This is a genomic window from Actinocorallia lasiicapitis, from assembly GCF_054778695.1.
The window spans coordinates 1-19,602 of sequence record NZ_BAAGZI010000081.1 but is presented as its reverse complement, the minus strand read 5'-3'; the positions used below and the strand labels follow the sequence as shown (position 1 = coordinate 19,602).

22 protein-coding genes and 1 tRNA gene are annotated in these 19,602 nt (G+C 69.9%); 14 read left to right on the top strand and 9 right to left on the bottom strand.

Features of this window, described 5'->3' with window-relative positions; genetic code table 11:
• Nucleotides 1–1,212, top strand: a 1,212-nt coding sequence (locus tag ACYVE7_RS12345; protein WP_460364771.1) for a polyprenol phosphomannose-dependent alpha 1,6 mannosyltransferase MptB, incomplete at its 5' end; no start/stop codon positions are given.
• Here the strand turns inward: ACYVE7_RS12345 and ACYVE7_RS12340 are convergent.
• The gene (locus tag ACYVE7_RS12340) at nt 1,133–3,286 is read right to left on the bottom strand and encodes a hypothetical protein (RefSeq protein ID WP_460364770.1); all 2,154 of its coding nucleotides are present in this window, start codon (nt 3,284–3,286) and stop codon (nt 1,133–1,135) included. The genes ACYVE7_RS12345 and ACYVE7_RS12340 overlap by 80 nt on opposite strands.
• Before the next feature lie 139 nt (nt 3,287–3,425).
• On the opposite strand from ACYVE7_RS12340, the gene ACYVE7_RS12335 reads away from it, so the two are divergent.
• From ACYVE7_RS12335 to ACYVE7_RS12300, 8 genes are all read left to right on the top strand, one after another.
• The gene (locus ACYVE7_RS12335; RefSeq protein WP_460364769.1) at nt 3,426–4,730 is read left to right on the top strand and encodes a glycosyltransferase 87 family protein; all 1,305 of its coding nucleotides are present in this window, start codon (nt 3,426–3,428) and stop codon (nt 4,728–4,730) included.
• On the top strand, nt 4,727–5,173 hold the full coding sequence (locus ACYVE7_RS12330) for a DUF4446 family protein (RefSeq protein WP_460364768.1): 447 nt from the start codon (nt 4,727–4,729) through the stop codon (nt 5,171–5,173). The genes ACYVE7_RS12335 and ACYVE7_RS12330 overlap by 4 nt, the downstream gene beginning before the upstream one ends.
• A 23-nt stretch (nt 5,174–5,196) precedes the next feature.
• The gene (pheA, locus tag ACYVE7_RS12325) at nt 5,197–6,108 is read left to right on the top strand and encodes a prephenate dehydratase (RefSeq protein WP_460364767.1); all 912 of its coding nucleotides are present in this window, start codon (nt 5,197–5,199) and stop codon (nt 6,106–6,108) included.
• Nucleotides 6,105–6,656, top strand: coding sequence for a GNAT family N-acetyltransferase (locus ACYVE7_RS12320; protein ID WP_460364766.1), 552 nt, complete (start codon nt 6,105–6,107; stop codon nt 6,654–6,656). Before pheA ends, ACYVE7_RS12320 begins: the two co-directional genes overlap by 4 nt.
• 43 nt (nt 6,657–6,699) lie before the next feature.
• The gene (locus tag ACYVE7_RS12315) at nt 6,700–7,455 is read left to right on the top strand and encodes an enoyl-CoA hydratase/isomerase family protein (protein WP_460364765.1); all 756 of its coding nucleotides are present in this window, start codon (nt 6,700–6,702) and stop codon (nt 7,453–7,455) included.
• Nucleotides 7,456–7,583: 128 nt separating this feature from the next.
• The gene (locus ACYVE7_RS12310; RefSeq protein WP_460364764.1) at nt 7,584–8,573 is read left to right on the top strand and encodes a hypothetical protein; all 990 of its coding nucleotides are present in this window, start codon (nt 7,584–7,586) and stop codon (nt 8,571–8,573) included.
• A gap of 139 nt (nt 8,574–8,712) precedes the next feature.
• Entirely contained in the window at nt 8,713–10,032 is a 1,320-nt protein-coding gene (locus ACYVE7_RS12305; RefSeq protein ID WP_460364763.1) for a hypothetical protein, read from the top strand.
• A gap of 49 nt (nt 10,033–10,081) precedes the next feature.
• Nucleotides 10,082–10,726, top strand: coding sequence for a hypothetical protein (locus ACYVE7_RS12300; RefSeq protein WP_460364762.1), 645 nt, complete (start codon nt 10,082–10,084; stop codon nt 10,724–10,726).
• Here the strand turns inward: ACYVE7_RS12300 and ACYVE7_RS12295 are convergent.
• The gene (locus ACYVE7_RS12295; protein WP_460364761.1) at nt 10,695–11,450 is read right to left on the bottom strand and encodes a DNA-formamidopyrimidine glycosylase family protein; all 756 of its coding nucleotides are present in this window, start codon (nt 11,448–11,450) and stop codon (nt 10,695–10,697) included. The genes ACYVE7_RS12300 and ACYVE7_RS12295 overlap by 32 nt on opposite strands.
• A 23-nt stretch (nt 11,451–11,473) precedes the next feature.
• On the opposite strand from ACYVE7_RS12295, the gene serS reads away from it, so the two are divergent.
• Nucleotides 11,474–12,730: a serine--tRNA ligase gene (gene serS / locus ACYVE7_RS12290; RefSeq protein ID WP_460364760.1), complete on the top strand. Its 1,257-nt coding sequence runs from the start codon at nt 11,474–11,476 to the stop codon at nt 12,728–12,730.
• On the opposite strand, the gene ACYVE7_RS12285 is transcribed toward serS, so the two are convergent.
• Nucleotides 12,723–13,520, bottom strand: coding sequence for an HAD family hydrolase (locus ACYVE7_RS12285; protein ID WP_460364759.1), 798 nt, complete (start codon nt 13,518–13,520; stop codon nt 12,723–12,725). The genes serS and ACYVE7_RS12285 overlap by 8 nt on opposite strands.
• 22 nt (nt 13,521–13,542) lie before the next feature.
• Here ACYVE7_RS12285 and ACYVE7_RS12280 point away from each other — a divergent pair, with 22 nt between their 5' ends.
• A complete protein-coding gene (locus ACYVE7_RS12280) occupies nt 13,543–14,364 on the top strand; it encodes a tyrosine-protein phosphatase (RefSeq protein ID WP_460364758.1) in 822 nt (273 codons plus the stop codon).
• Between the two features lie 172 nt (nt 14,365–14,536).
• Nucleotides 14,537–15,691 carry a hypothetical protein gene (locus tag ACYVE7_RS12275; protein WP_460364757.1) on the top strand — a complete coding sequence of 385 codons (1,155 nt, stop codon included), beginning with the start codon at nt 14,537–14,539 and terminating at the stop codon, nt 15,689–15,691.
• A gap of 48 nt (nt 15,692–15,739) precedes the next feature.
• On the opposite strand, the gene ACYVE7_RS12270 is transcribed toward ACYVE7_RS12275, so the two are convergent.
• Together ACYVE7_RS12270 and ACYVE7_RS12265 are read right to left on the bottom strand one after the other, a co-directional pair.
• Nucleotides 15,740–16,228 carry a bacterial proteasome activator family protein gene (locus ACYVE7_RS12270; RefSeq protein WP_460364756.1) on the bottom strand — a complete coding sequence of 163 codons (489 nt, stop codon included), beginning with the start codon at nt 16,226–16,228 and terminating at the stop codon, nt 15,740–15,742.
• Nucleotides 16,225–17,190 carry an NAD(P)H-quinone oxidoreductase gene (locus tag ACYVE7_RS12265; protein ID WP_460364755.1) on the bottom strand — a complete coding sequence of 322 codons (966 nt, stop codon included), beginning with the start codon at nt 17,188–17,190 and terminating at the stop codon, nt 16,225–16,227. The genes ACYVE7_RS12270 and ACYVE7_RS12265 overlap by 4 nt, the downstream gene beginning before the upstream one ends.
• Nucleotides 17,191–17,222: 32 nt before the next feature.
• Here ACYVE7_RS12265 and ACYVE7_RS12260 point away from each other — a divergent pair.
• Nucleotides 17,223–17,309, top strand: a tRNA-Ser gene (locus ACYVE7_RS12260).
• A 66-nt stretch (nt 17,310–17,375) separates the two neighbouring features.
• On the opposite strand, the gene ACYVE7_RS12255 is transcribed toward ACYVE7_RS12260, so the two are convergent.
• The 4 genes from ACYVE7_RS12255 to ACYVE7_RS12240 all read right to left on the bottom strand — a co-directional run bounded on the left by ACYVE7_RS12255 (nt 17,376) and on the right by ACYVE7_RS12240 (nt 18,704).
• Nucleotides 17,376–17,612 carry a hypothetical protein gene (locus ACYVE7_RS12255; protein ID WP_460364754.1) on the bottom strand — a complete coding sequence of 79 codons (237 nt, stop codon included), beginning with the start codon at nt 17,610–17,612 and terminating at the stop codon, nt 17,376–17,378.
• 71 nt (nt 17,613–17,683) lie between these two features.
• A complete protein-coding gene (locus ACYVE7_RS12250; RefSeq protein WP_460364753.1) occupies nt 17,684–17,866 on the bottom strand; it encodes a hypothetical protein in 183 nt (60 codons plus the stop codon).
• A 55-nt stretch (nt 17,867–17,921) separates the two neighbouring features.
• Entirely contained in the window at nt 17,922–18,455 is a 534-nt protein-coding gene (locus tag ACYVE7_RS12245) for a Clp protease N-terminal domain-containing protein (protein ID WP_460364752.1), read from the bottom strand.
• Entirely contained in the window at nt 18,456–18,704 is a 249-nt protein-coding gene (locus ACYVE7_RS12240) for a helix-turn-helix domain-containing protein (RefSeq protein WP_460364751.1), read from the bottom strand. It abuts the gene before it with no gap.
• 138 nt (nt 18,705–18,842) lie between these two features.
• Between ACYVE7_RS12240 and ACYVE7_RS12235 the strand changes: the two genes are divergently transcribed.
• Nucleotides 18,843–19,602 (top strand): DUF4397 domain-containing protein (locus ACYVE7_RS12235; RefSeq protein WP_460364750.1); only part of this gene is annotated, 760 nt, incomplete at its 3' end.

Genomic DNA, 19,602 nt, shown 5'->3' with positions numbered 1-19,602 from the left:
CGCGGCTGGCGGCCCCGGGCGTCGTGGCTGCTGGCGGCCGGGCTGGTCGCGACGGCGGCGTTCGCGGTGCTGCCGCCGGTCGGGTCGTCCGACCATCTGAACTACGCGGCCTACGGGCATATGGCGGCGTCCGGGATCGACCCTTATGTCACCAAGGCGGCCGAGCTGCCGCCGGGCGACGTCTACGGCGACGCCGTCGAGGAGTGGCGGGACACCCCGTCGATCTACGGGCCCATCGTCACGGCGGGGCAGTGGCTGGCCGCCGAGGTCGGCGGCGACTCCGTCCGGACCACGGTGTTCGTGCTGTCGCTGCTCAACGGGCTGGCGTTCGCGCTGGCCGGGCTGGTCCTGTACTTCAGGACCGGTGATCAGGCGGCGCGGCTGCGGAGCGTCCTGCTGTGGACGGCGAACCCGCTGCTGCTGTTCCATCTCGTCTCCGGCGCCCACAACGACGTGTGGGCGGTCGCCGTGGCCGTCATCGCTCTGACGGTCTTCACCCGCGGCGCGTCCAGCCTGTGGCGGACCTTCGGCACCGGGCTCGTCGTCGGCACGGCCGTCGCGATCAAGCTGCCGGCCGGGCTGGTCGGCGGCGGACCCGCCTGGAGCCTCTGGCGGGAGGGCAGGGACCGGCGTTCGCTCGTCGCTCTGTTCGGCGGCGCGGCCCTCGCCGCGGGGACGGCCTTCGCGATCGCCGGGCCGCGCGCCCTCGACCAGGTCGCGAACGCCTCCGACTTCGTCGCGCTCGCCAACCCGTGGCATCTGTTCGGCGGCGCGGGCCACGGCGTGCTGAACCTGAACGTCCCCAAGCCGGTGATCTCGCTGCTCTCCCTGGCCCTGCTGGTCTATCTGGTGAAGCTGCTGGCCAAGGCGCTGCCGCAGGCCGACGACCGCGACGTCCTGCGCGTCTCGGCCGCCCTGGTGCTCGGCTGGCTGTTCGCCGCCGCCTACGTGCTGCCCTGGTACGACGGCCTGGGCTACGCCGTCCTGGCGTTCCTGCCCTGGTCGCGCTTCGACGGGCTGCTCGTGCTCCGCACGACCCTGCTCAGCCTCGGCTACCTGCCCGCCAGGGCCCCCGCCACCTCGGGCCTGCCCGACTCGCTCGGCTGGCTGATCACGGTGCTCAGGGCCGAGATCATGCCTTGTGTGCTGGCTTCGGTGCTGGCTCTGCTGATCTGGACGGCACGGCGACCGGATCCAGCTCCAGCGCCCTGACGCACACCGACAGCACCAGCGGCATCGCCAGCGTGAACACCAGCGCCGGGATCACCACGCCCGAGTCGTTCATCACCATCCCGGCCAGCGCGATGGTCAGCACCGCGAACAGGGCGGGGCGGAGGGTCTCGGTCTGCCGGAACGCGGCGTCGAGGGCGGCGGCACGCCAGGAGTTGGGCCGCGCCAGCACGAAGAACAGGAACAGCAGCGCGCCGACCACGACGATCGTGAACGGCCAGAACTGCAGCATGGAGCCGAACTTGCGGGCGATGACGTCACCGGCGTCACCGCTGACGAGCTGCGCCCAGAACTTCCCGAGATGGGTGGGTGCGGCCCGCCGCGAGTCGAGGAACGCCAGCGCCAGCACGAGCGCCGCGCCCGCGGCGGCGACCAGCGCGAGCCGGGCCGCCGACACCTTCCAACCGGCGAGGAGCAGGGTCAGCACCGCCGTCCCCAGCATGATCGCGATGACGCCGCCGAAGTCACTGCCCCAGCCCGGCATCCCGTCGACGACCATCGCGACCAGCCCGATCACGATCACCACGCCGATCGCGGCGCGCCGCCGTCCGGCCTTGAGCAGGCCCTCGGCCAGCCAGGCCGCCGTCAGCACCGACGCCGTCGCGAACACCGCGAACGCCATGTTGCCGAACCCGTAGAACCGGCCGCCGACCAGCCCGGTGTAGCCCATGAACGCGTTGATCTGCAGCCCGGAGCCGGTGATCGCGTCCAGTCCGAGCACCACGGCCGTCAGCCCGGAGATGACCAGCGCGGGGCCGACGAGGCTCCGCCGCCACGGCCCCGCCAGGGACAGTCCGGTGACGAGCGCCGTGAACAGCACCACGCACGCCACCAGCGCGGGCGCGGGATGCGAGGACCGCCACCACGGGATCAGATTGGCCAGGTAGGTCGCGACGGTCGCCGATCCGCCCGTCAGCGCCACCACCCGGGTGGCGCCCAGGATCCGCTTGCGGTTGAGCGCGCCCCACGCCCCGCGCAGGGTGACGGCCGCGAACGCGTAGATCAGCAACTGGACGGCGAACAGCACCACGAAGAACGCGCCGCTCATCCGCCGGATCGACTGGGCGGCGGCGTCCTGGTCGTCGAGGACCTCGGTCTTCTGGGCGGCGGTGTCGGACGACGGGACGGAAGTCCAGGCGGCGCCGACGGCCTCGGCGGGCTGGGCGATGCCGAGCAGGCTCAGCACGGTGGCCGGGACGTCGGTCAGGGTGACCAGGCCGTCCCTGCGGGTGGCGGAGGACGTCAGATAGCCGTCGCCGAAGCTCGCGGTGCCGATCGCGACGTGCAGATGCGGGGTGCTGGTGGAGTCGGCGAGCCCGGCGACCAGCACCGGGGTGCCCGCGGGGACGCTGCTCAGCACCCGGCCGATCTTCGCGTCGGCGGCGGTGGCCGCCTCGGACCTGGCCTGGTCGCTGACCGGGGCCTGGCTGCCCGAGGAGGTCACCCCGGCCTTGATGTAGGCGGAGAACAGGTCGTCGACGTCCACGACGGTCAGCGCGCACCGGCCCCAGTCGGCGGCCGGGACCTCGGCGGGGGAGGCGGCGAAGTGGTCGACGGAGCCCTGCCTGTCGGCCGCGGCGAGCACCGCGCCCGCCCCGACCGCGTAGGTGCAGCCGCCCGCCGTGTGGACGGCCCCGCCGAGCATCCCCGGCTCCGCCTTGTAGGAGGTGGCGGCGTTGTCCGCGACGATCTGCGGCCAGCCGGGCTCGATCGCGCCGGTTCCGTTCCTGGTGGGCGCGGGCGGCAGCGCGCAACTGCCGTTCGCCAGCTTGGCCCGCTGGCCGGCCGAGAGGGTCAGCCAGCCGTCGATCGTGCAGGTCCGGTCGGTGGTGACCCGGGTGCTCATCGCGGCGGCGCCGTCCTGGCCCGCGAGTTTCCACAGGTTGGGGGTGGCGCGCTCGCGGATGTCGCTCCACTGGAGCCCGGGCACGCCGATCACCACGACCCGCCCCGCCGGTTCAGCGGCCGAGGCAGCCCCCGGCACGCAGAACAGGGCCACGACCACGGCGAACACCGCGCCGACCACCGCCCGCGCGGCGCCCCACGTGCGGGCCACGGAACCTCCAGCGAGAATTTGCGGAAAAGGGAAAATCATCTTGCCCCACACTAAAGTCTGGCAGGGACAGACAGCGGTTCGCGCGGTGGTTCCTGCGGCGGACCAGCGGTCCGCCCCCTGGTTGCGCCAGGATGTCCCCATGGGTGGTTCCGGAAAGCGGGCGCTGGCTAGCGTCCTCGGCTTGATCGTCGCGGTGGGCGCGGTCTTTCCGCTGGCCAAGAGCTGGCTCACCAATCCGGTGGACCAGCGGGTGGTCGATCTCGAGGTGTACCGGATGGCGGGGGTGGCCGCGCAGCGCGGCGCGTCGGTCTACGACTTCGTGACCGATCCGCCGCAGCTCCTGCCGTTCACCTATCCGCCGTTCTCGGCGATCGTGGCGATCCCGCTGGCATGGATGTCGTGGCCGGTCGCGCAACTCGTCATGACGGTCCTGATCTTCCTCGCGCTGGCGGTGGTGGTCTGGTACGCGTTCCGGCCGCTGATCGACCGGTGCGGCGACTGGGCTCCGCTGGCGTGGGGCGTGCTGTTCGCCGTCATGGCGTTCCCGCTGCCGGTCTCCGACCAGATCAGGTTCGGCCAGGTCGATCTGTTCCTGGTGCTGCTCTGCGTCGTGGACTGCGCGACCCCGCGTCCCCGCTGGCCGCGCGGCGTCCTCATCGGCCTCGCGACGGCCGTGAAGCTGGTCCCCGGCGTGTTCCTGATCTATCTGCTGATCACCCGGCGGAAGGAGGCGGCGGGCAACGCCGTGCTGACGGCCGGCGGCGCCACGCTGTTCGCGCTGGCCGCCCTGCCGGAGGACTCGCTCGACTTCTGGTGGCCGTTCGACTTCTGGCACTCCCCGGGCGCGCTGTTCGACAGCACCCGGGTCGGTTTCCCGTGGAACAACTCCAACCAGGCGATGAAGGGGATCGTGCTGCGCATGTGGTGGCCGGACGCGGTCACCACGATCGTCTGGCTGATCTTCCTCGTGATCTTCGCGTACTTCGGCTACAAGTACGCGCGCCGGCTCTCGCTGCTCGCCGACTCCGGCACCCTGGACCGCGCCGACACGTGGAGCGCCGAGATGGGCGGGATCGCGATCACGGGGCTGCTCGCGGTGCTGCTCTCGCCCGTCGCGTGGATCCACCACTTGGCGTGGATCGTCCTGGTCATGGGGGCTTTGGCGGGAGATGCCAGGAACTGGCGGAGGGTGGGCGTCGTGGTCGTCCTCTGGGTGGCCTATTTCCTGCACCTGCCATGGTGGGGCGGAAGCAAACTCGGGCACGGCAACCCCTACCCGGAGCGGTTCCTCGGATGGCTTCTGCAGAACGCTTTCGGGCTGATGGCCATGGCCCTGGTGTTCGTTCTGGGTGTCTGGCTGGTGAAGCAGATGTGTCGGGAAACACCCGAGAGTGTCGGGGATCCTTCTCGCGACGCCGCTGAGCTCGGTACAGTCGCCCCGTGATACTCATCACCGTGGCCGTCGTGGGAGCACTCGCGGGGGTGGCCGGTCTCTCCATGGCGCTGGTCGCGCACAATCGCGTGAGCCAGGTCGTCGAGGAATGCGCCGAAGTCCTGCGCAAGCAGATGCAGGTCGCGACGGGGGTCGACAAACAGGCCCTGCGCGACATGGCGATCGTGCACTACGACGCCCTCAAGGAGATGTCGGGCCAGCTCTCGTTCTCCCTCGCCGTGATCAACGCCGTCGGCGACGGGGTCGTGATCAGCTCCATCAACGGCAGGACCGAGACCCGCACCTACGCCAAGGTCGTCCGGAACGGCAGGGGGGTGCAGATGCTCTCCCCCGAGGAGGAGCAGGCACTGCGCGCCGCCCGGCTCGGCAAGGGACCGACCGTCGACATGGACGACCCGCTCCCCGACTTCGGCCAGGCGACGGTCAGGACCTGACGGCTCGGTTACGCTTGCGTTTCATGGACCGTTACGCCTACCTGGGACCAGAGGGCACCTTCACCGAGGCCGCCCTGCTCACTCTGCCCGCCGCCGCGGCAGCCGAGCGGTTCCCGTTTCCGACGGTCCCCGCCGCCCTCGACGCCGTCCGCTCCGGGGCCGTGGACCGCGCCGTCGTGGCCGTCGAGAACTCGGTCGAGGGCATGGTGCCGACCACCCTGGACGAGCTGGCCACCGGCGAGCCGCTCCAGGTCGTCTCGGAGATCCATCTGCCGGTCGAGTTCGCGCTGCTGGTCAGGCCAGGCACCGAGCTCGCCGACATCAAGACCGTCGCGTCGCATCCGCACGCGCAGCCGCAGTGCCGCCGCTGGCTGGCCGCGCACGTGCCGCAGGCCGAGTGGCGTGCGGCCACCTCCAACGCCGAGGCCGCCCAGCACGTCGCCGACGGCCTGTACGACGCGGCGCTCGCCGGTTCGTTCGCCGCCGCCCGCTACGGGCTGAGCGCGCTGGCCTCGGAGATCCACGATGTGGACGGGGCGGTCACCCGGTTCGTCGAACTGTCCCGGCACGGACGTCCCGCGGAGCCGACCGGCACCGACAAGACGGCCGTCGTCGCGTTCCTGCGCGAGGACCACGCCGGCGCCCTGCTGGAGATCCTGCAGGAGTTCTTCGTCCGCGGCATCAACCTGACCCTGATCCAGTCCCGGCCGACCGGCGCGGGCCTCGGCAACTATCTGTTCTGGATCGAGTTCGAAGGCCATCTGTTCGACGCGCGGGTCGGCGAGGCGATGATGGGGCTCCGCCGGGTCTGCGCCGACGTCCGGTTCATCGGCTCCTACGCGCGGGCCGACAAGGTGGCTCCGCATCCCCGATTCGGCACGTCCGACCAGGACTTCGCCTCCGCCGCGGCCTGGCTCGCGGAGATCCGCGGATGACGATCACCGCCGAGACCCCGGCCGACGCGGCGGGGATCGCCGAGGTCACACGGGCGGCGTTCGCGGCCAACGTGGACCGGCCGTCGCCGGTGGACGAGCTGGGCCGTCCCGTCGAGGTCGGCCTGCTCGACAGGCTGCGCGGCACGGACGCGTGGCTGCCGTCCCTGTCGCTGGTCGCGTGGGACGGCCCCGCGACGGCCGACCGCGAGATGGTCGGCCATGTGCTGGGCACCCGCGCCTGGGTCGGTGACGTCCCCGTGCTCGCCCTCGGCCCGCTGTCGGTGGTGCCGGGCCGGTGGAGGCGGGGGATCGGCACGGCGCTGATCGAGGCGTTCGTGGCGGAGGGCGACCGGCTCGGCGAGCCGCTCGTCGCCCTGCTCGGCGATCCCGCCTACTACGCGAGGGCCGGGTTCGTGGCCGCCGCCGATCTGGGGATCAGCCCGCCGGTCGCGGAGTGGGCGCCGTACTTCCAGGTGCTGCCGCTGCGCTCCTACCGTTCGGAGCTCCGCGGCGAGTTCCGCTACGCCGCGCCGTTCATGGAGCTGTAGCCCGCGGCTCGGGCCGGAAGTTACCGCGCCGTACGATCAGGCCATGACTCTGCGGTGCGACGTCGCGAACGGTGTGGCGACGGTGACGATCGACAATCCGGCCAAACGGAACGCGATGAACGTCGCGATGTGGCTGGCCCTGCCCGAGCTGCTGGCCGGGCTGGCGAAGGACCCGCAGGTGCGGACCCTCGTGCTGACGGGCGCGGGCGAGCACTTCTGCGCCGGGGCCGACATCTCCGAGCTCACCGACATCAACCGGGCGGGCGACGCGAACCTGTCGATGGCCGCCGAGAGTGCGCTCGCGGACTTCCCGAAGCCGACGGTCGCCGTGATCCGCGGGTTCTGTGTGGGCGGCGGCTGCCAGCTCGCCGCCGCCTGCGACCTGCGGATCGCCGACGAGGACGCCCGGTTCGCGATCACCCCGGCGAAGATCGGGATCGTCTATCCGCCGAGCGCGATCCGCCGGCTCGTCGGGCTGGTGGGGCCCGCGTCGGCGAAGTACCTGCTGTACACGGCCGACCTGATCCCGGCCGAGCACGCGGCGCGAATCGGATTTCTCACCGAGACCACGAACCGGCTCGACGAACGGCTCGTCTCACTGCTGGCGACTCTTTCGTCCCGGTCCCAGTTCTCGTTGGAGGCCACGAAGGACATCGTCAACGGGCTGGCGGACGGCACCCTCACCGACGCGCGGACCAGGGCGTGGCTGGACGCGGCGGCCGAAGGCCCCGACGCGGCCGAAGGCGTCACGGCGTTCCTCGAACGTCGCGCGCCGAACTTCACCTGGACCAGGCCGTGACCCGACACCTGAGCGGGCCCAAAGGTTGCACAAGATCTTAAATTCCTAGAAAAACACTGATATAACGGGTGATCGCAACCGCATACGTCTCAAGTGTCCCTAGGGCCACGAACCCCTCGGAGGATTCCGTGCGGAAGATCACCAGCCTCGCCACAGGGTTCGCCCTGCTGGGCGGTCTCGTCTACGCGAGCCCCGCCCTGGCGGCGCCCATCGCCACCAAGGTGACGATCAACGTCAACCACGCTCCCGGCCATATCGGGGACGAGGTCACCATCTACGGCAAGCTGACCAAGGCGAGCGGTGGTGCGCTCAAGGGCCGCCAGCTCCTCATCAACGCGGCCGGCAAGCGCAAGATCGTCACCACCAACGGTGAGGGCGGCTACATCACGGACGTGAAGGTGCCGCACAGCGGCGCGTTCACCGCCGAGTTCCTCGGGGACGACGACGCCAACGAGTCGGCGGCCGCCACCCAGACCTACACGATCCAGTACAAGACGGCGATCTTCCAGCTCGCGGCGAAGCCGAAGCCGGTGGAGCGGAACACGGCCGTCGCGATCACCGGCCGCACCTTCAAGTTCGGTGTGAACGGCGACGCTCAGGAGACCGGCAACGCAGGACTCGACCTCCAGTACTCGACCGACGGCCGGAACTGGAACTACTCCGCCTCCACCACCAGCGACGGCAAGGGCTGGTTCCGCTTCACCCCGATCGCGGGCGCGGACGCCACCTGGCGCGTCATCCTGAAGCCGAACTACACGGCCGACGGCCTGCTGGGCGCCCAGCGCGACATCCGCGTGGACACCCGCTGGAGGACCGGCCTGTCCGCCAAGGTCACGCCGAAGAACCTCCGCAAGGGCAAGAAGGTCACCGTCTACGGCAACCTCACCCACAAGGTCGACGGGATCTGGGGCCCGCTGGGCAAGGTCCGCGTCGCGGTCTACTTCCGCGCCAAGGGCAGCAAGAAGTGGAAGTTCCGCGGCTGGGTGACGGTCGGCGGCAACGGCAAGTACGGCAAGAAGTTCGTCGCGGCCAAGGACGGCTACTGGCGGGTCGCCTTCCACGGCAACGGCGACAACTTCGCCCGCACCTCCGGCGCGACCTATGTGAACGTCCGCTAGCCGGGTTTTTCTCGCCGGAGTTCCGGCAGTTCAGGAGCCGTCCCCGCCCGGGGGCGGCTTCTGTTCTGTAAGGAACCCGAACTTTTTCAGGGTGAGGTGCATCACACGGGGGCAAAACGGACTCGGTAGGAGGCTCCCCGTGAAACACGCACTCCTCTCCGGAACGGTCGCCGTCATGACGGCCGTCCCCCTCCTGGCGGGGCCCGCGCACGCGGACCCGCCTCCCCCGCCCACCGTCGCCCTCACCACCGCCGACACCGTCCGCCACGTCGGCGACAAGGTCCAGATCAAGGGCGCGAACTTCGAGGCCGACCTGCCGATCCGGTTCAAGGTCTGCGGCGACCTCGGCTGCGTCCCCGGCCCGGACACGTCGCTCGCCAAGACCGGCGCCGACGGAGCGTTCGCCGGAGACCTCGTGCTCAGCGGAGTCGCGGGGCCGAACACCTCGGTGCTGCTGCAGCGCTACGACAAGATCGCCAAGGAGTATGTCGACGGGCCGTCCACCGGACGGTTCGAGCTGCGCTACCGGGCGACGCCCGTCGGCGTCACCCCGCCGGACAGCCCCGTCACCAAGAACAGGCTCGTCGTGTTCAAGGGCGCGTTCAGCTACCTCGACCTCAACGTGAAACCCGCCCCCTACCAGGGCAGAGTGGTGCTCTCCAGCTCCACCGACGGCACCACCTGGAAGGCCGCGACGGTCGGCAGGACCGACGAGCACGGACGTTTCTGGCTGTCCGCGCCCGCCACGCAGAAGGCCGCCTGGAAGGTGTCCGTCGACGACGCCGTCACCGACGGCCAGACCGCCGCCGCCCCGGTCGACATCAAGCCCGCCGAGAACGTCGTCGCCACCATCGACCGGCTCACCCCGAGCTCCACCCGGCACCTCGGCGACCACTTCAAGATCACCGGAACCTCGGTCCTGATCTTCCCGAACGGTGTGCGCCGCCCCAACGGCCACGCCGACGTCGAACTGTCCACCTCCCCGGACGGCGCCCGCTGGACCCCGTACGCCAAGACCTCCACCGACGGGCGCGGCAGGTTCCGGTTCAGGGCCGTCGCCAAGGCCGACCTGCACTGGCGGGTGGTCCTGCCCGGCCGCGCCGACGACGAGACCGTCATCATGCCCGTCGACTGCCGGATCTTCATCGACACCAAGGTCGACACCCGGCTCACCGCCGACGCCAGGCCCGAGCCGATCAAGAAGGGCAGGAAGCTGACCGTCAAGGGCAGCCTGCTGACCGAGCACCGGCTGGCCGTCCGGAACGCGCGGATCGCGCTCTGGTTCCGCGCCAAAGGCACCCACAAGTGGCGGTTCGTCGGCTTCGCCACGACCGGGCGGAGAGGTACCTACGCGTTCTCCACCAAGGCCGTCAAAGACGGGTCCTACCAGGCCCGCTACTGGGGCGATCGCGATCACTTCCGCTCCACGAGCGGTTCCGACTACGTGGACGTCAGGTGAGCCGGAGCCACTAGAGTGCAGTCACTCAGCAGCGGCTTTGGAGGTTAATGTGCGGGCTTCGGCACTGGTCATCGCCCTGCTGGCCGGGACGGTCGTGGCGGGGCCCGCACACGCGGCGGGACCGGAGATCTCCGGGTTCACGACCGTCCAGGGGAAGAACGGGTACGTCGCGGTGACGGGACGGATCGTGAACGGCGGCGCGGGCGTGCCCGGGGCGCGGGTCGAGCTGACCTACGTGCCCAAGGGCGCGGCGGGCGACTCGCTGTACACGCCGCTCGTCACCGACCGGCAGGGACGGTTCGCGCTGAAGCGGCTGCTGCCGCACGACGGAAGCTGGACCGCGGCCTACGGCACCGTCAAAAAGAAGATCGTTTCCAACACCAAGTACGTGACGGGCTTCTCCAAGCCGAAAGCCGTGAAGGCCGGCAAGAAGAAGGTGACCGTCAGCGGGATCCTCGTCCAGTACAACGGCTCGCCGATCCAGGCGGGGGCGTGGCACCGGCTGAACGGCAAGGTCACCGTCTGGTTCCGGCCGAAGGGCAAGAAGAAGTTCAAGCGCCAGGCCGTCCTGCACGTCAAGGGGCCGTTCAAGCGGACCTTCGCCGCCGGCGCGGGCACCTGGCGGCTGCGCTACGCGGGTGGCGCCGACTGGCTGCCGTCGGTCAGCGCTGGCATTCCGCGCACCAGTAAGTGACCCGGCCGCCCTGGTCGGCGCCGCTCACCGGTTTTCCACAGCGCAGGCACGGGCTGCCCGAACGCCCGTAGACCCAGAGCGGATCATGCGGCGAGCCCGTCGTGTTGCGGGGCGCGGTCTTCCGGTTGGCCTCCATCAGCCGGGCCGCGATCTCCACCAGCCCCGGCAGATCGGACCTTCCCGCCGGACGCCACGGATGGGTGCCGCCGAGGAACAGGGTCTCGGCCTTGAAGACGTTGCCGATCCCGGCGAGCGCGCGCTGGTCGAGCAGCGCCTCGGCGATCGGCCGGTCCGGCTCCTTCCCCAGGTTGTGGACGGCGAGCTCCGGATCCCAGTCAGGGCCGAGCGGATCAGGCCCGAGATGCCCGACGAGCAGGCCCTCGTCCGCCGGGCGGACCAACCGCAGATCATGCAGCCGGTAGCCGACCGCGCTGCCCGCCTCCACCTCCAGCACCGCCCGGATCTGGTGCGACGGCCCGCGCCAGCGGTCACCGCGCCGGAACAGCCGCCACGACCCGTCCAGCCGCAGATGGCTGTGCAGGGTCACCCCCTCCAACCGGATCAGCAGATGCTTGCCGCGCGGCACCACATCGGTGACGATCCGGCCGTCGAGACGGGTCGTGGCGTACCGCGGCACACGAAGATCGGCGCGGGTCAGCGCGTGCCCCGCGAGCGCCGCGCGAAGCCGTTCCGCCGCCTGGTGAATGCTGTCGCCCTCGGGCATAACTGTGACGATAACCTTGTGTCGTGATCGACCTGCGAGCTCTCCGCGAGAACCCGGACATCCTGCGTGCCTCCCAGCGTGCCAGAGGCGAGGACGAGTCCGTCGTCGACTCCCTGCTCGAACTCGACGAACGGCGCCGCGCGGCGCTGACGGCGTTCGAGCGGCTGCGGGCGGAGCAGAAGGCGTCCGGCAAGCTCGTCTCCAAGGCGCAGGGCGACGAACGTCAGGCGCTGATCGCCCAGGGCAGGGAGCTGGCCCAGCAGGTCAAGGACGCCGAGGCCGCGGCCGACCTGCTCGGCGGCGAGCTCGAAGCGCTGCTCAGGACCGTCCCGAACATCGTCGAAGAGGGCACCCCGCCCGGCGGCGAGCAGGACTACGTCGTCCTGGAGCACATCGGCGACAAGCCCGTCTTCGACTTCGAGCCGCGCGACCACCTCGAACTCGGCGAGAAGCTCGGCGCGATCGACATGGAACGCGGCGCGAAGATCTCCGGCAGCCGGTTCTACTTCCTCACCGGTGTGGGGATGCAGCTCCAGATGGCGCTGCTGAACATGGCGATGGAGCAGGCGATCGAGGCCGGATTCACCGCGATGTACGTCCCGGTGATGGTGAAGCCCGAGACCATGGAGGGCACCGGATTCCTCGGCAACCACTCCTCCGAGGTCTACCACCTGCCCGCCGACGACCTGTACCTCGTCGGGACGTCCGAGGTCGGCCTGGCCGGCTACCACATGGACGAGATCCTCACCGACCTGCCGAAACGGTACGTCGGCTGGTCGAGCTGCTTCCGGCGCGAAGCCGGCTCGTACGGCAAGGACACCCGCGGCATCATCCGCGTCCACCAGTTCGACAAGGTCGAGATGTTCACCTACGTCGACCCGGCCGACGCGGCGGCCGAACACCAGCGGCTCCTCGACTGGGAGAAGGAGATGCTCGTCAAGTGCGAGCTCCCCTTCCGGGTGATCGACACCGCGGCCGGCGACCTCGGCACCAGCGCGGCCCGCAAGTTCGACTGCGAAGCGTGGGTCCCCACCCAGGACGCCTACCGGGAACTCACCTCGACGTCCAACTGCACGACCTTCCAGTCGCGCCGGCTGTCGATCCGCCACAAGGACGCCGAAGGCAAGCCCCAGCCCGTCGCCACCCTCAACGGCACCCTCGCCACCACCCGCTGGATCGTCGCGATCCTGGAGAACCACCAGCAGGCCGACGGCTCCGTCCGCGTCCCGAAGGCCCTCCAGCGCTTCCTCGGCAAGGAAGTGCTCCAGCCCGTCAAGTAGCGGGGTAGAGCCGTTCCAGGATCTGCGCCACGCCGTCCTCGTCATGGGGGGCGGCGTGGTTGGGGACCGCCGCCAGCAGGGACGGGTGGGCGTTGGCCATCGCGTAGGGCAGGCCCGCCCAGGTGAGCATCGGCAGGTCGTTGGGCATGTCGCCGAACGCCACGACGTCGGCCGCGGTCAGGCCGAGCGAGGACGCGTAGTCGGCCAGGCCCGTCGCCTTGGTGACGCCCAGCGCGCTGATCTCCAGCAGGGCCCGGTTCGAGGAGTGCGTGACGGTCGTCAGATCACCGATCTCGCGGGTCGCCAGCTCGGCCAGCTCCGTCGGATCGGCCGTCTGGTGCAGGGCGAGGATCTTGATGGCGGGGTGGAGGAACAGCTCGTCGTCGCCGACCACCCGGCCCTCGACCTTCGCCGGATCCCAGCCGCCGACCCGGAACGGCGCTTCGTACACGAAGCTCGTCGTGTACTCGACCGCGAAATGCAGTTCCGGCACCGCCTGACGGAGCCGCTCCACGACCTTCACGATGGTCTCGACCGCGATCGTCCGTGAGCTGACGACCTGCTCAGCGCCCAGATCGTAGGTGACCGCGCCGTTCGCGCAGATCGCGGTGCCCGTGTGGCCGACCTGCTCGGCGATGTCATGGATCCAGCGCGGCGGCCGGCCCGTGACGATCACGAATCCGGCTCCCGCGGAACGGGCCTGATGGAGTGCGGCGACGGTACGGGGCGAGATCCGGCCGTCCCGGCCGAGGAGAGTGCCGTCGAGGTCTGTGGCGATGAGTTTCGGCATATCGCCCTATAGTCTGCCCGACATGAGACTCGCCGCACTGACCCTCCCCCCGGTCCTGATCGCAGGACTGGTCGCCGCGCCCGCCTCAGCCCACGACGATCCGCCGCGGATCATCAAGGTCGAGGGCGCGCTGAACGTCAGGGACATCGGCGGATATCCCGCGGCACAGGGGAAGAAAGTCCGGTACGGCCTGGTGTTCCGGGCGGCGAGCCTGAGCAAGGTCAGCGGCACCGGCAAGGAACAGCTGAAGAAGCTGAAACTCACCCAGGCGATCGATTTCCGGTCCAAGTCCGAGCTCGGCACCGACGGGGCCGACCGGCTGCCGTCCGGGGTGAAGAGCGTCCCGGTGCGGATGCCGTTCGGCACGATCGGCGGGATCCTCACCACGATCTCGCTGAACCCGGCCGTCACCTACATGGAGAACGAGTACCGCAGGCTCGTCGACGACCCCGGGCAGCGGGCGCAGCTCGCGAAGGGGCTCCATCTCGTCGTCAACGCCAAGAAGCCGATCCTGTACCACTGCACCAACGGCAAGGACAGGACGGGCGCGCTGACGGCCGTCGTCCTGACGGCGCTGGGCGTCCAGAAGAAGAACGTCTACAAGGACTACCTGCGCTCCAACGCCGAGCTCGACGCCGCCAACAAGAAGCTGCTCGACTGGTTCAGAAGCGAGTCGATCGACCCGATCCTCATCCGCCCCGCGCTGTACGTGCAGCCGTCGTTCCTCGACGCCTTCTTCAACCAGATCAAGAAGAAGTACGGCACGTTCGACCGCTTCCTCACCAAGGGCCTGAAAATCAACAAAAAAGAGAAGGCCAAACTCCGCAAACACCTACTGAAGTGAGCTCGTCCCGCCCTGAACACGTCGGGCGGGGCCGGCTACTCCTCGCCTAGTGATTCCGGTACGGGTTCCCGGCCGGTGTGGGCGGCGGTCACGTGCGTACCGCCACTAGGAGCCGCCGGTTCACCGGTGGTCGGATCACTCCGGAACGTCAGGACGCGTCGAGGAGAATGCGATGAGGGAACGACTCATCCGGCTGCTGGTCGGAATCGGGGCTGTGCTGGGAGTGGGTCTGGTGGTCGGGGCGGCTCCCGTCCGGGCGGACGCGGCCGGCGAGGGCTACGCCTACGTGTGGGCGCACACCGCCAACGCCACGCTGAACACCCCCTACGAACCGACCGGCTACAACGCGAGCAGTTTCTGGCCGAGCACGAGAAACTCGGTGACCAGGACCGGGACCGGCGCGTACACGGTGCAGTTCAAGGTGGAGAAGCGGACCGGCGGTGTCGTCCACGTCGCGTCCTACGGCGGCGGCTCCGAACGCTGCAAGGTCTACAACTGGGCGCCCACAGAGATCGGCGGAGGCTTGGGAGTCCTCGCCCGCGTCCGCTGCTTCACCGCGTCGGGCTCACCGGCGAACGCTCAGTTCGTCGCGAGCTACACCAACAAGACGTCTTTCGCCGAGGCTCCGTCCGCTTACCTCTGGGCCGACCAGCCGTCGGCCGCGTCCTACACTCCGGCGGTCGGCTACCAGGCCAACAGCAGGGGCGGCGCAGGCACCATCATCCGCGGGGGGACCGGCCTGTACGAGGTGACCCTGCCGCGCCACGGGGAAGGCGGCGGCCACGTCCAGGTGACGGCTTATGGCGGCGGCAGCGCCTACTGCAAGGTCACGAACTGGGTCCCCTCCGCGGGCGGGCAGAAGATCAACGTCCGCTGCTTCACCACCGCCGGAGCGTTCACCGACAGCATGTTCACCCTCACCTACGTCTATCAGGGCAATATTCTCAACGCCCGGAACTGCTGCGGGCCCGGCCCGTCCCCGGTCGGCCACCCCGCCGCCTACGCCTGGGCCGACCAGCCGTCCCGCCCCTCCTACCAGGCGAGCCCCGCCTACTCCTGGAACTACGCCTCCGGCGCCAACGCGGTCACCAACATCACCCGGGCCGCCACCGGCGACTACGCCGTCCGCTTCAACGCCAACGGAGGCCAGATCAGCCTGGCGGACGGGAATGTGGCCGTCACCGGCTACGGGACGGGCAGCGCCACCTGCAAGGTGGTCGGGTGGGCGACGTCCACGGGCGTCCGGGTTCGCTGTTTCAGCCCGGCGGGCGCCGCTGCCGACTCCCAGTTCACCGTCGCCTACCTGGGGAAGAACGTCAACGGGTGACCAGGCTCGAGGTGGGCGCCGCCGCCCACCTCGTGGCCTTCGGGGGCCCTACAGGTAGGGGCCGTTGGTGCTGCGCTCCTCCTGGCCCGCGCCCGCCGGCAGCGCCCGGCGGACCTGCTGCTCGAGCTGGGCGCGCTGCGTCATCTGCTGGACGGCGAGCGTGGTCTGGATGCCGTGGAACAGGCCCTCCAGCCAGCCGACGAGCTGCGCCTGCGCGATCCGCAGCTCCGCCTCGCTGGGCGCCTCGGTGGTGAACCGGGGCGCCAGCCGCTCCAGCTCGTCGATCAGCTCGGGGGAGAGGCCGTCGCTCAATTCCTTGATCGACTTGGTGTGGATCTCGGCGAGCCGGATCCGTGCCGCCTCGTCCAGCGGCGCCGCTTTGGCCTCTTCCAACAGCTGACGGATCATGCTGCCGATCCGCATCACCTTCGCGGGCTGCTCGACCATGTCGATGACGCCCTTCTCGCCTTCCTCCGACCCGTCCATCTCACCGGGGCCGACGATGACGACCTGGGGTTCCTGCTGCTGCTCGCTCATAGGTCCTCATTCTCCAAGAGAATCTTGCCGAAGTGGCCGCTGCTCTCCATGATCCGGTGCGCGTCGGCGGCCTCCCGCAGCGGGAGGACCCGGTCGATGACCGGACGGACGGCACCGGAGGCGATCAGCGGCCAGACGTTTTCCTTAACCGAGGCGACGATCGCCGCTCTCTCCTGCAACGGGCGGGCCCGAAGCGAGGTTGCGTGCACCGTTCCCCTTTTCGCGAGGAGTTTGCCGAGATCGAGTTCGGCTCTGGCCCCGCCCTGCAGCCCGATGACCACGAGCCGTCCGCCCGCGGCGAGCGCCGTGACGTTCCGGTCGAGATACTTGGCGCCCATATTGTCGAGGATCACGTCGAACTCCCCGAATTCGACGAAGTCCTCCGTCCGGTAGTCGATCGTGACGTCCGCGCCGAGCTCCCCGCACCGCTCGCCCTTCTCCGGGCTGCCGACCGTGCACGCCACGAGCGCCCCGCGCGCGTGCGCGAGCTGGATCGCCATCGTCCCGATCCCGCTCCCGCCCCCGTGCACGAGGAACCTGTCCCCTTCCCCCAGCCCGGCCAGCATGAACACGTTCGACCAGACGGTGCACACCACCTCGGGCAGTGCCGCCGCGTCCCGCACCGACACCCCTTCGGGCACCGGCAGCACCAGCCCGGCGTCCACCACCACTTTCTCCGCATATCCCCCACCGCTGAGCAGCGCGCAGACCGCTTCCCCGACCCGCCACCCGCTGACCCCGTCCCCCACCGCCCCGATCCGCCCCGACACCTCAAGCCCCGGATACCCCGAAGCCCCCTTCGGCGCCGGATACAGCCCCCTCCGCTGCATCACATCCGCCCGATTGACCCCGGCCGCCACCACCTCGACCAGAACCTCCCCCACCCCCACCACCGGATCGGGCACTTCTCCCCAAACCAGCTCCTCAGGCCCCCCGGCCCCCCGAATCGAGATCGCACGCATGCCTCACAAGCTATAACCTTGAGCACGCACCAGGAGGGTTCGCATAGTGGACGAGTGCAGGCGCCTTGAAAGCGCCCGGGCCAGCAATGGTCCCGTGGGTTCGAATCCCACACCCTCCGCCTCTTGAGTACCGTTTCTGGCCTGCGAGAACTCGTAGGTCGGAAACGGTTCTTCTGTTTCGGGGGTCAGGTGCTGCTCGACGGGGTCACGAGGCCCGCGCCGGTGAACTCGCGGGCGAGGAAGTCGTAGTCGGACTGGGTGTTGTGGGCGAGCGTGATCCGCCCGGACGGCAGCGCCGCGCGTACGTCGCCGCGCGTTGATCGGGACGAGTGCGAGGGCCAGTACGCGATGCTGCGAGGCGCGACGTCGAACAGTGCCCGCTTGGAGGCGTACTGATTCGTTGCCGGGGGAGTCGTGAGCATCGCCGTAGGTGTTAGAAGACGGCGGTCACTCGGTCGTGCTTTGGTGGAATCTGCTGTTTTGGCGGGGTGGGTCAGAGTTGGGTTAGGGCGAGGATGGCTATGAGGATGAGGAGGGTGGCGGCGGCGACGGTGAGGATGAGGCCGGTGGGGAGGCCGCCGGAGGGGACTTGTTCGGGTTGGGGTTGGTTTTGGGCGAAGGCTCGGAATTGTTGGGTGCTGCGGGCCGGGTCCTGGTCCTGCTCGTTGTCCGTCATGGGCGCGAGGGTAGCCGAGGCGGGGGACAAAACGGTTAACCGGCGCGGGGCGGGTTCAGGGGACTTTCGCGGCGATCTCGCGGAGCAGGGCCGTGTGGAGATCGTCCAGGTCGGTTCCTGACTCGGTGAGGGCCCTGGTGGCGGTGGAGCCGGGGAGCGTCAGGGCGGCGAGGAGGAGGTGGGCGCCGCAGATGAACTTGTCCTTGTTCTGCAGGGCCTGACGCAGGGAGAGCTCCAGGAGCTTCTTCGACTCCGGTTTGAAGGGGATGTGGCCGGAGCGGACGGGGCCGGCGGGGTCGAGGGCGCCGGGGCCGAAGGCCGCTTCGGCCGCTTCACGGACCTGGTGCAGGTCGATCCCGATCGAGGCGAGGGCGTCGGGGTCGAGGCCGTCGATGAGGTCGCGGACCTTGCGACGCAGGCCGGCCGGGTCGAGGCGGTGGGGGAGCAGGGCGCGGCGGGCGATGCCGTCCTGCTCGTGCAGGGCGATCAGCAGATGGCCGGTGTCGATGGCGTCATGGCCCATGCCGCGGGCGACGGCCTGGGCGGCGACGACGGCCTCGCGGGCGTCGCGGGTGAAACGTTCGAACATCTACTTTCCCCTTCCCGGCAGCCAGCCGGAGCGCTGGTCTTCGTCACCGCGGTGCTTCTTGTGGACGGCCTGCCGGCTGACGCCGAGGACCGCCGCGATGTCCTGCCACGACCAGCCGAGCTCCCGCGCGTTCCGCACCTGGAGGTTCTCCAGACGTTCGGCGAGCTCCCGGAGGGCACGGACGGCTTTGAGGCCGATCGCCGGATCCCGGCTGCTCGCGTCCTGCGCGAGCCGCACTCCATCGTTCATGGCGTCAACATAGGTTGACGTCCGGAGCCTGTCAACCCGCGTTGACACCCTGGGGCTTATTAGTGCCGTGTATCAATAAGGTGCGAATTTTGGCGATGTGGTCGCGTGGTCGCGCTCTGACAGGTAATTGTTCGTGCCATGACCCCTCGAATCCGGATCGCCGCGGTCGCCGTGGCGGCCGTGGCCGCTCTCGCACCAGCCGTCCCGGCGCACGCGGCGCCCGAGGACGGGTACGTGCGGCTCGCGCATCTGTCCCCGGACACCCCAGCGGTGGACGTCTACCTCTACAACGAGGGGAAGAAGAAGCCGCGGCTCGTGCTCAAGCACGTCGGCTACGGCGCGCTCTCGCCGTACCAGAAGCTCGGCACGGGCTCCTACACGGTCGCGATGCGGCCCGCGGACGCGCCCGCCGCGTCCAAGCCGGTGCTGTCGGCTTCGGTGCGGGTCGAGGCCGGCGGCGCCTACACCGTCGCGGGCATGGGCCCCTACAAGGGGATCAAGCTCCAGGTCCTCGACGACGCCGCCGATCTGGGTGACGGCAAGGCGGGCGTCCGGGTGCTGGCGGCGTCGCTGAAGAACCCGAAGCTGGACGTCAAGGCGCCCGGCCTGCGGCTCAAGGGCCTGACGTTCGCCGGGATCACCGACTACCAGCAGGCCAAGGCCGGGAACAGCACCCTGAAGGTGACGGGCGGGAACGGTTCGGTGTCCAAGCGGCTGCCGCTGGACGCCGGGTCGCTGTACACGGTCGTCGTCCTGGACCGGCCGTCCGGGCTGGATCTGCTGCCGATCCGCGACACCGCGCGCGGCAAGGTCGTGCCGAACGGGCCGATCGACACCGGGCTGGGCGGGCTCGCCGCCGAGCGGGGCGGTCCGTCGCCGCTCTGGCTGCTGCTGCCCG